Source organism: Mycobacterium sp. PS03-16, from assembly GCF_004570325.1.
In the GTDB taxonomy this organism is placed as follows: domain Bacteria; phylum Actinomycetota; class Actinomycetes; order Mycobacteriales; family Mycobacteriaceae; genus Mycobacterium.
Genome location: NZ_SPQO01000001.1, coordinates 187301 through 197868, shown reverse-complemented (window position 1 = coordinate 197868; position 10568 = coordinate 187301). Strand labels below are relative to the sequence as shown.

The following is a 10568-nucleotide window of genomic DNA, read 5'->3' as shown; positions in this document are numbered from 1 at the left end:
CAAGTAACGGAAGGGCACCGGACAGAACAATGCCGACACTTGCCATCGACAAGGGATTTATAACCGACCTCGCCAAGCTGGAGAAGCCGGTCACCGATGTCTTCGCCAAGTTCAACGCCGCAATGCTCCCGCTGGCGAGCACGAGCTGGGCTTGTACCGACCGAGAGACCACCGACGCATGACTGAAGCGGGCCAGGGATCACCTCACATCGACGTTCAGTTCCCGAACGAGTATTTCCATACAGTGTCCATCAACATGCTGTGGCACCCAGACGGCGGCGTCGCCCCAGACGAGGCCGTCAATCCGGAAGACGGAACTCTTCGACCTGGCGTCAAGCCATGCACACAGGGCACCGGATTCTTCTATCGGTTCGAGGAAAGAAATTATCTGGTGACAGCGCGTCACTGCTTCACGGATCGAGCTTGGCGCACAAACGATTACCTGAAACCTCCGGCGACTCCCACGCACCTAACGATGACTTTGCGAACCAAGCCACGCTCCGAAACCTTGGACGCCAATCACCTTGGCGTAGTCAACTACTGCCTCAAGCTTGTCGACGAAGAGGAGAACCCTCTATGGTTCGAGCATCCTCGCGGCTTCGAAGTAGACATTGCGGCACGCCCACTCGATGACCTGCCGGTAGACGAACTCCTCTTCCTTCCACTGACACCCGAGGATGCCGCATACGGGACTGACCCACGGTTTTGGGTAACAGACGACGTCTACACTGTCGGATATCCATTCGGGCTCGACCACGGCTTTCTCTGGCCGATCTGGATGCGCGGCACCGTGGCATCCGAGCCAGCGCTCTACTTCCCCTTCAAAGGGGATGAATATCCACTCTTCCTTGTGGATTCGCGAACCCGCCCCGGCCAATCCGGTTCACCCGTGTTTCTGCGAAGGCGACACTTCACCGACATCACCTCCGATGACGGGCTACCTCGTCTGCGGCTCATCGGTATCTACTCAGGACGCCTCAACGAAGAGTCAGAACTCGGATTCGCCTCACATATAGGAGAACTCGACAAGCTGTGCCAAGCCAAACAGAACGCGACGAAGAGCAGGTCTTAGTTCGGTTGGGAGAACAGAATGCCACTCGCCATTGATAAGGGTTTCATCACTGACCTAGCCAGACTGGAGAAGCCCGTCGCTAAGCGGGTTGCCGAGGTGTTCGACGAGTTCGACGCCGCCACTCACACCGGGCTGCATCTGGAGAAGATCGCCAACGCCCGCAACCCGCGGTTCCGGTCCATCCGCATCGACCAAGCCTGGCGCGGCATCGTGCTTGCTCCCGTAACCGGGGACGTGTACACGCTGTTGAAAGTGCTGCACCACGACGACGCGTACGCCTGGGCGCAACGCAGCAATGTCTCTGTCAACTCTGCCACCGGCGGCATCGAGATCCGCGACGAGGCCGAACTCGACCGCCAGATACCTGAAATGGAACAGGCGGCCAAGACCGCTGGCACCCCGATCTTCGCCCACATCAAAGACGGTGAACTCACCAAGCTCGGCATCGATGACAAGGTGCTGGCGTTCGCGCGCACGGTCACCGATCCTGCCCAGCTCGATGCCGCGAAGTCCTTTCTCCCCGAAACCCAGTGGGATGTCCTGTTCGGGCTCGCCGCCGGTTACACGCCCGAGGAGGTATGGGCTGACCTGGGCGCGCAGATCCTCAACGAGCCCGTCGACACCGAGGACATCGACGCCGCCATTCTGCGCAGCGATGACCGCGTCGTCCTGGTCTCCGGCCCCGATGAACTGATGGACGTCTTCGCCTATCCGTTCGCCACCTGGCGGGTGTACCTGCACCCCACCCAACGCGCCGTCGTCGAGGCCAGCTATAAAGGCCCGGCCCGCGTCACCGGCGGCCCTGGCACCGGCAAGACCGTCGTCGCCCTGCACCGGGCTCACATGCTCGCCAAACGCGGTGACGGCAAGGTCCTGGTCACCACTTTCACCTCGACACTGTCCGAAACTCTGCAAGCCGGACTCGAAATGCTCGTCGACGATGAGATGGTCGAGCGCCGGATCGAAGTGACGCACGTGGACCGGATCGCCCATCGCGTCTTCCGCAAGGCGCATGGCGCCCCCCACATCCTCGGGGCCGACGAAGAGAAGGGGTTGTGGGCCGGTCTGATCGGTAAGCACAAGCTCAACTTCACACCGGTGTTCCTCTCCGAAGAGTGGAGGCAGGTGGTGCTAGCCCGCCGCATCAACTCTGTCGACGCCTACCTAGCGGCCAAGCGAACCGGCCGCGGCCGTGCTCTCGGCTCCGTGCAACGAACCCAGGTCTGGCAAGTTATCGACGAATTCGAACGTGCCCTGGCCACCCGAGGCGTGTGGACGCATGAAACCATTCGTCGCGAGGCCACGCATCTACTGGAGCATTCCTCAGAGAAGCCGTTCCGCCACATCATCATTGATGAAGCCCAGGATCTGAGCCCCGATCAGTGGCGCCTTCTGCGCGCGGCGGTCGCCGAAGCGCCCGACGATATCTTCATCGCCGGTGACACCCACCAACGCATCTACGACAACCGAGTCAGCCTGCGTGAAGTCGGCGTCAACATCGCCGGCCGAAGTTCCCGCTTAAACATCAACTACCGGACAACGGCGGAGATTCTCGGATGGAGTTTGGGTCTGCTCCGAGGCGAACCCATCGATGACATGGAAGGCGGGCTCGACTCTATTGCGGGCTGCAAGTCCTACGTCCATGGACATCCGCCGGTGATGAGCGGATACCGAAGTGTCGATGCGGAGGCCAAGTCGGTGGCTGCCGCCGTCAACCAGTGGATCAACAACGGTGTAGCGCCGTCCGAGATCGGGATTGCGGTGCGCGCGAAATGGTTGACGTCAAAGATCGAGCAGGCGCTTCGAGCGGCACGGATCGACTGTGTCGACCTAGCGAGAGCATCCGACGACGACGATGCCGTACGCATCGGAACGATGCACCGTATGAAGGGGCTGGAGTTTCGGTGCATTTGCGTGGCGGGTGTCAACGCGAAGACGGTGCCTGCCGCTAACGCCATCACCCCGGTCGTCGAGGACAAGCACAGACACCAGCTCGACCTCGAGCGTGAACGATGCTTGCTCTTCGTTGCGTGTACGCGTGCTCGGGAGGAGTTGCTCATCACCTGGAACGGCGAGCCCAGCCCGTTCTTGACCGCCCTTCAAGCTGAAGGTATCTGAAGCTCGTTGCCGTTGGCCTGGACGCTCGAGCGCAAGTCTCCCGCAGGTTCGCAGATCGGCATGTCTAACCGAACAGGTCGTCGACCATTCCCTCGATGTCGAAGGATGAGATTGACCCGTTCGCGTCGTCTTCGGTCGTGACCAAGGCACCCCGGGGTCCGCCGCCCTCCTCGTGCGGCAGCACGCCGTTTTTCCTATACCAGGCCAGCTTCTTCTCCCAGTTTCGGCGGTAAGACGGCCGATGGAGCATGCCGAGATGCTCCCAGTAGATTCGGTCGCCCGTGGTTTCGTCGAAGATGGTGAAGTCGGGCCATCGCTCAGTCCCATCGTCGCCCACGAGAACTTGTTCGTACTGGAATTCGATGTTCTTCGAGTACAGAAGGTCGGCAATGATGACCTCGGACTTGGATCGGACAGCGATTCCCTTCCGCGTCCTGTGAATCAAGTTCGCTTCGAGGAACTTTCCATCAATCTCAATCGGTTCCGGATCTGCGAACAGATTGGTGACGCGTGCAGCCGTCTCGGAGAAGGTGGCCGAACCGATCCGCCGCAACTCGTGAAGGTCACCCTGGTGGAAGATGACAAGCCGCTCGCGATGACGGGTGAGCGCTGTATAGAGAAGTTCGCGCGATAGCAGGCGACACGGGCTTGGGATCACAATGAACGTCGTGGTGAACTCGCTGCCTTGTGACTTATGGATTGTCAACGCATAGGCCAGCTCGAGGACTGCAGGTTGGTCGTCACTACCGAGCTCGTTCATCCAGTAGTCGTACGCGACATCCGGCTGCGTCGAGAACGCTACATTCAGCCGATTCAGTGGAGGCTTCTTCCCCCGGCCGGCGAATGGCCCTGAGACCACACCGATCTCTCCATTAGCCACATAAGCCAGGCAGTCTTCCAGCTTTGGGTAGAAGTACTTCCGCCCCTTATTGCGGACGTTGATGACCTTGTCGCCGTAGACAATCTCCTGCGGCCCACCCGGGTGCGGGACTTTGCGGCCCCATCCCTGCTTCCTCGCGAGCTCGAGCATGTCAGACCGGTAGTGGTTGTGGATCATGCGATTGAGCTCGTTGACGCCTGCGCCCTCTGCCCGCACGGGTGAGAGGATTTGCCACGCCTCAGCCTTCTTCGCCGAGTCGCGGCTGAAGTAGATGTAGCCGCCTCGCTCGACCCCGCCGTAAGACTGTTGGAAGCCGAGAGCGTCGTCTTCGTGAGTCATGTCGCCGAGATGCTCGGCTAGCGCAGCGCGCAGCTTCTCGTGGAGGTCGGCCGCTGTGCCAAACCGTTGGAACGCCACCGAATTGAACGAGTCCCCTCTAGCAAGGGCGTCCCATATTTCGTCGGCGCCGGGGCTCGGCTCACCACCGGTGAACCACTCAGCGAGGAGGATGTCCGCTCGCTCGCCGTCCTCACTGACCTGGCGCCTGGGAATGGTCAGCTCGGCATACGACGGCCCCACGCGTGGAAACCCAAGTGGTTCGCATTCAGCTCGGAGAAACTGAACAATATCGACGAACGGCCTGCCCACCCCGATCGGAGGAAGCTGCCGAGGATCACCGACGAGAATGAGCCGTTCGTAACCTTCGATCCCGTCGAGCAGCGCATCAAGGGTTTCTTCCGTCATCATCGACGACTCGTCAACGATCACGGTTCGGGCACCGTTGTACCGGTCCTGATCGGATCTGCAGTATCGTGCGACATCCGGCCGGTACCGACCGCTTCTGACGAGGAACTGAGCCAGGGTCATGGCCTTCTGGCCAATCGCGTCCTGCATCCGGACACGGGCCTTACCCGTCGGCGCTAAGAGCAAAAGCCCTCCCTGCGAAACCTCGGGAAGGCGGGCGAGCGCCCGTAACAGCGTTGTCTTACCAGTACCTGCAGCGCCAACGAGCACCGAGACGCGGCTCTTCGCCAGCATTTCCAATGCTGCCGCCTTCTCGCGCCGTGCAGCGATCTCGTCCTCGTCATCGTCCGGCGCCTGCGATCCGAGCTGCATATCAATGACCGCAGCCCAGTCGGCAGTGACGTTAAGGGGGTTACCCTTTCGTCGCCGCTGTACTTGTCGTCGGATTTCTTTGCGCGCGTCGTTGAGTCGATTGAGTTGATACGCCGGGGAACCGTCGCTCATGGACACCGTTGTGATCTCAGGCGGAAGGTGTTCTGCGCAGACGGCCATGAAGTCGACGCTCAGCGGGCAGCCGGGGTCGAGTGCCGCGTCGCGAATGTCTTGGATGACCGCTTCCTGCGCGCGCAGGGAGTCCCCATTCTCTGCTCGGTCTTCAAGATGATTAATGACGAGCGCGCGAACTCTGCGGGGATCTACGGGTTCGTCGATCCGAGACAGGTCGGGGAGAGGATGTTCGGCACGGATACGGTCGGCAGGGAAGACACCGCGGTCGACAGTGGTGGCAGCGACTGGCTCCAGCGATATGCGGTCAGACTCGTAGATGACGTAGGGGTTTTCGAGGATCTGGCGGTCGGCCAGGTCAAGACCTGCTTTGGCGCGTTCGGTCGGTTGGTACAGCCTTACTGCCTGTTCCGGGGTTAGGTCGAACCGAGAGAGAAGTTTGAGTAGTTCTCGACGCTCGTCTGGGAGCGCAGCCCACGCGTTAGAGAGCGTCTTTCCGATCCGGGCCGACGCCTCTACATGCGATGACGGATCTCGCAACCAGCTGTCGACCAGGGGCCACGGGTTCTCGTTCTCCGACAGGCTGCCTTGGACGGCGTACGAAAGAAGCCCTCCGTCCTTGATGCCGAACGCGACCAACGCGGCACCGAGGCCGGGGCACGGACCTCGTGAAGTCCATACCTCATCGACACGGTCGCTGAGCCAGCTCCTGACACCGGTCCAGGAGCCCGACGCCACGGACGACATCCTCTCTACCGCGCGATCCATCTCAAGAAGCAATGCAAGCGCTGCATCGTGGGTTACATGCTCGGTCGCGTAGGAGAACTGAGTGGTGAACTCATCGGGCACCTGGACGGCGAACTCAGCCGGATCGATATCCATCTCGGTGCGGAGCCGGAGGATCTCGTGATACGGCAGGAGGAAGCCGTCTTCCATTGATGGTCGGATCGAGTGGGTGATCACACGCTCCCACAGGACAGATCCGAACCCATCGCCCTCTTGGAGGTACGGAATTACTGTTCCGATCGTGTTGACCCGGCCAACGCCAATGAGCGTTCGGCGATGGTCCTCGACGAGCGGTGTTTCTTTCGCGTAGATCCACACCAGCGTCCGGCGGGGCTCTACCGCCGAGAAGAACGTGTCGAGGAGCAGCCGTTGGTTATCGGCGTGCTGAACCCAGTTCGGGTTGTTGAGACCAGCGTCCTGGTCAACGGCTTCCTCGAGCTCCACTCGGTATGGCAACTGCAGCTCGTCTGCAATGGCCTCAGCTTCCTTTCGGAGCATCCAGCGGAATGGCACGCAGTCGGCGGAGTACGCAGGGGATTCGTAGCTTGTGGGACGGAACTTCTTGTAGGTCTCGTTCCACGTGGAGTACGGATGGGTCTTGAGAGGCCTGCGCGCCGCCGGAGACATGAAGCTGACCCGTTCAGCCGCACACGGCGGAAGTTCGCCATCCGTCAACTCGCCCCAGGGCTTCCCAGCGAGTTCGAGCTCTCTCGCGTCGTTCCGCTCCTCAGCGATGCGACTGAGCCTTAGGCAGGAACTATTCGCTAAGGGATCTGCACAGATGGAGCCGGTCCATCCGGTGTCATGCCACGGCACTCGGACCGAGAGGTGTTGAAACGGTAGCTTTGTCACGTTATTCGTCTCCGACAATTTCGATTCGGGCAACAGCGATTAGAGACAAGTCACCGCTAGCTTGGGCCTGGTTGGCGAGCTCCGCGAACTGCTTGTCGCGCTCAGATTGCAGTTCGGCGATGAGACGCTCGTCGCGCGCAACGTTTGCCCGCCACACTGCGATAATCCGTCGGACTTCAGGCTGATCAGACTGTTCGACTTCGGCGAGCACCGCCCGGGAGCTGGCTAAGCGATCGCGCGCGGCCTCCCCCCGGTAGTCGAAATACGCTGCCAGCTTCTCTCTTTCACGAGCAATCCGGCGGCGGGTATCTTCGTGGGCGCGCCCTTCGATCTGATGTAATCGGGCATAAGCGGCTGCTTCACTGACCTCCAGTGCCGCATCGACGCCTTCGCTTGGGACTTCCGAGGGGGCTAGTGCGACGTCCTTCGGGAAACGTGCTGCCCGGTGTAACAACTGCTCCCCTAATGCAGGGTCGCACTCACCATCGTCTCTGACGAAGTATGCGGAGACCTCGCGAAACTCCTTCAATCCGGGGACGCCAAGTTCATACACAATCAGCCAGCCCGTTCCTTCGGTCAGGCCATCCGCCGCTGGGATTTCGAACGCCGATGCAGAACCGATATAGCTGGAATCGGTGACTCGCTGAACCAGTGCGTCAACTACTGAATGTCCGAGCGCGAGATACTCGACATGCTCACTGTCGGGCTGCACGTCGGGTCTAAAGGCCGCTGTCCGCCGCCGCGAGTCCTTGGTGTGTTGGGGGTAGTCACTGAGGAGGGGCTCATTGAACGTGATCTGGAATGTGCCGTCCTCTTGCTCGTCGAGGTACGTATTGACGTCGGCCAGGAGCCGAGTGACGAATACCTCTTGGTCGGCCGGAGTGATGGGAGATTCTTGGCAGGCCACTGTGGAAGCTATTGCGCTGGAGTAGCTTTTAGTCTCCATAATGAAGTCGCGCAACTTCTCTTCGGCGGTTCGAGCCGCCTTCAACCGGAGCTCAAGTTGATTCTCAAACTGTGTCAGCGCGCGATCGCGTTCCTCACCGCCGAGACGAAGGATGTGCGCGAGATCCCTCTCTGCGTCGCCGAGAATGGGGTCAAGGCCGCCGATTGTTTCTTCGAAGATGTTAATACGGTGTTCCAGCACGTTTAGCACGCGTTCCTCGACGGTGCCTTTCACCCACAGGTTGAAGACCTGCACGGTGTGCTGTTGACCGATTCGGTCGATCCTGCCGATACGTTGCTCCACCCGCATCGGATTCCACGGCAAGTCGTAGTTGACCAGTAGGTGGCAAAACTGGAAGTTTCTGCCTTCACCTCCGGCTTCAGTGCTGAGCAGGATTGATGGATTCATCGAAGATCGGAACCGTTCGACGGCTGCATCTTTCGCATCGGGTTTCAACCGACCGTGGAACACGAAAACGTCCCACCCGATATCCTCTAGCCGCTCTCTGAGGTATTCCTGCGTCTCTCGGAACTCCGTAAACAGCAGTACTTTCGGGTTGGGTTCATGCCGCCGTAGCTCCTTGAGCTGCGCGATGAATACGTCACCTTTCGAATCGGTCGGGACTGAGTCGAGCATCGCGACTAACAACTTCAGCTCCGCGGCTTCCTCAGAGTCGGCTACCGCCAGTCGGTCGAGGATGTTGTCTGTCAGCTCGTCGTCATCGAGTCGGTCGCCGAGTTCGGCCACCGTCGCCGGTGTTGTTCGACGCGAAGCAGGAACCCCTAATCCTGCTTCGATTCTCGCTCGGCGCCGGTCGAGCGATGTCCGTAGCGCACGAATGCTGCTGGCCATTAGCTCCTGAAAGATGACCATCACAAAACCGAGGGCAACATCCTTGGTTCGCGCTTGTTTCGCATAGCCCTCGCGGACGTACGCTTCGACCGCGTTGAGCGCTTTGACCTCCTCGGGCGTGAGGTCGACCTGCCAACGGTGCGCCTGGCGGGGCATGAAGCCACCGACGATTTTCTTCCTGTTACGAATCAACACTTGCGACAGGAGATGTCGCCCCGAGAGATCCTCACACAGTTCGGCGACTGACTCACGTCCATCGTTGAGACGCGCGCTAGCGACTTCGAGATCGATTTGAAGCCAGCCACTGACTCGCTTCACGACCTCATCGGACGACGCCCCTGGTACGGGGTAACCGTGCATAGTGAGATCGTGAACTAGCCGGCTCAATCCGGGCACTGCCGTCCGGTGGGCGTTGAAGCGCTCCTCATTGGGGAATAGAGCCGGGTCCAGAACCTCGACCAGTGAGTACAGCTCGCTCGAGTCGAGTTGCATCGGAGTGGCGGTGAGGAATAAGGCGGCCCGCTTAGAGAACGCATCGGGCGAGGCCAGGGCGCGCACTGTCTTGTAGAGCCGATTCTCCTTGCGATACTGACCTCGACCGCGGACCCGCGCATGATGCGCCTCGTCCACAATCACCATGTCCCATGGTGATTCGGTAGCCAACTTTGTCCACTTCTCGGAAGTAACCCACGCGCTCGACACGATGACGCTGTCAAACGCGTCGAAGGGATTGCCCTCGTATGACTGGACAGTTTGAAGGTAACGAACCGTATCGCTGTTGAGAATCGAGAAGGCTTCGTTGAACTTCGACTTCAGTTCATACTGCCACTGACGGAGCAGGTTTGGGGGTGCGATGACGAGCGCTCGAGCCGCGGACCCTCGTGCGCGAAGTTCCTTCAGGATCATCGCTGCTTCGATCGTCTTTCCTAAGCCGACTTCGTCGCAGAGCAAGAATCTGTGTGGGTACGCCGAGATAACTCGGTGCACAACCGACACCTGATGAGGCTTTACGTCGACGCGAGCCTCTCCGAGCGAAACGAGTTCGTTGGTTAAGTTCTCCAGTTCGTAGCGACGCGCTGTTACCCTCAGCGCAAACTGGCGCGCGCTGCCTAAGCGACCCTCGATCAGCCTGCTCTTCGGATCATCCAGAACATGTGGCCGCAGGTCGGCTTCGGCGACCACGACCAGCTTTCCGTCCAGCACTATCTGCCATCGTGGCGGCTCGGGTGTCGAGGGCCCGACGATGATGCCCACAGCACCGGTACTTACCCTACGCACGAGGCCGGCGAGTTGGACTCGCTCGACCGCGCCGGAGCGCTTGCTAAACACCCGCGCTTCCGACTCGCCGTCGAAGCGAACGACTACGTTTCGGCTGTCGACCTCCGTGACTACACCCAACCCGGAATCAGGTGAAGCGGGCCATGAGGCAAGGGCTCCGACGATCAAGCTAAACACTTCGCGGCAAACCGGAAGAGCCTCGTCGCTTAGTCAAGACCCAGCCGCTCAAGTTAGGCAGATTCACGGTCAAGTAAGAGGCGGCCGATGATCGCGCATCGCCCCGTAACCCCCTTCGAGCAAGTATGCGTACCAGTCTTGCCTAGCACAGGGACGGCCCAAGGACGACTTGTTCGCAGTAATTTATCGTTTTGTGGATACCCATCACGATCGAGGCGGCCCATCGTCAGCAAAGAACGCTAAAAGATGAGCTGATCTAGAAAATCCCACTCCAAATGGCCACTGGATGAGTACAGTGTGAACAACCGTCAATAATCAGACCTGAGCGAAGGTAGGTTGTTTTGCCACAGGTCCTGAAA

The 10568-nt window shown here is 59.9% G+C and carries 5 protein-coding genes; 3 read left to right on the top strand and 2 right to left on the bottom strand.

What is annotated here, in order from left to right; genetic code table 11:
- Window positions 1-29 precede the first annotated feature (29 nt).
- From E4P42_RS26865 to E4P42_RS00990, 3 genes are read left to right on the top strand one after another with little or no spacing between them, the layout of a single operon-like run.
- Window positions 30-182: a hypothetical protein gene (locus E4P42_RS26865; protein ID WP_167759310.1), complete on the top strand. Its 153-nt coding sequence runs from the start codon at window positions 30-32 to the stop codon at window positions 180-182.
- Window positions 179-1072 carry a serine protease gene (locus tag E4P42_RS00995; RefSeq protein WP_135122485.1) on the top strand — a complete coding sequence of 298 codons (894 nt, stop codon included), beginning with the start codon at window positions 179-181 and terminating at the stop codon, window positions 1070-1072. The genes E4P42_RS26865 and E4P42_RS00995 overlap by 4 nt, the downstream gene beginning before the upstream one ends.
- Before the next feature lie 18 nt (window positions 1073-1090).
- Window positions 1091-3190 carry a UvrD-helicase domain-containing protein gene (locus E4P42_RS00990; RefSeq protein ID WP_135122484.1) on the top strand — a complete coding sequence of 700 codons (2100 nt, stop codon included), beginning with the start codon at window positions 1091-1093 and terminating at the stop codon, window positions 3188-3190.
- Window positions 3191-3254: 64 nt separating this feature from the next.
- Here the strand turns inward: E4P42_RS00990 and E4P42_RS00985 are convergent, their stop codons facing one another.
- Together E4P42_RS00985 and E4P42_RS00980 are read right to left on the bottom strand one after the other, a co-directional pair.
- The gene (locus tag E4P42_RS00985) at window positions 3255-6956 is read right to left on the bottom strand and encodes an AAA family ATPase (protein ID WP_135122483.1); all 3702 of its coding nucleotides are present in this window, start codon (window positions 6954-6956) and stop codon (window positions 3255-3257) included.
- 1 nt (window position 6957) lies between these two features.
- Entirely contained in the window at window positions 6958-9957 is a 3000-nt protein-coding gene (locus E4P42_RS00980; RefSeq protein ID WP_167759309.1) for a DEAD/DEAH box helicase, read from the bottom strand.
- Between the last annotated feature and the right edge of the window lie 611 nt (window positions 9958-10568).